The sequence below is a fragment of the Nitratidesulfovibrio liaohensis genome (genome assembly GCF_011682075.1).
Classification (GTDB): domain Bacteria; phylum Desulfobacterota; class Desulfovibrionia; order Desulfovibrionales; family Desulfovibrionaceae; genus Cupidesulfovibrio; species Cupidesulfovibrio liaohensis.
In genome coordinates, this window is record NZ_VSMK01000776.1 from 1 (window position 1) to 556 (window position 556).

Annotated in this window: 1 protein-coding gene; it reads right to left on the bottom strand. The window is 72.1% G+C overall.

The annotated features are described in order from the left end of the window. On the bottom strand, positions 1–556 hold a 556-nt coding region (locus FVW27_RS19080; protein ID WP_279586664.1), incomplete at both ends, for a lipid II flippase MurJ.

The following is a 556-nucleotide window of genomic DNA, read 5'->3' on the forward strand; positions in this document are numbered from 1 at the left end:
CCGATCTGGGCGCATAGGCCAGCAGCGCCGCCACTGTGGCGTCCACGGCCTGGCGGTCGAAGGCCCCGTGGCCGAACAGCAGGTCCACCAGCGGCGCGGCCACGGCGGCAAGGCCCAGAGCCGAGGGCAGGCTGATGAACAGGGCAAGGCGCAGGGCATCGCCCAGCACCCGGCGGAATGCGTCGTGCGGGTGCGCGGCACCGGATTGGCCCGATTGGCCCGATTGGCCCGATTGGCCCGATTGGCCCGGTTGACCCGATTGGGCAGATTGTTCGGACTGGCCAGCCGGGACGGATTGTGCGGATTGCGTGGATTGCCGGGGCAGGGCGGAAAGGGCGGGCAGGGCCGCCACCCCCACGGCCACGCCGAAGACCCCCAGCGGGAATTCCATCAGCCGTTCCGCGTAGTACAGCGCGGTGACGCTGCCTTCAGACAGGAACGAGGCCAGCAGGGTGCAGGCCAGCACGTTGAGTTGTTGGGCGGACGCGCCGAACACCCCGGCGGGCAGGGCGCGGGCCGCTTCACCGGCCTGCGGGTCGCGGGGGGGCAGGGGGGC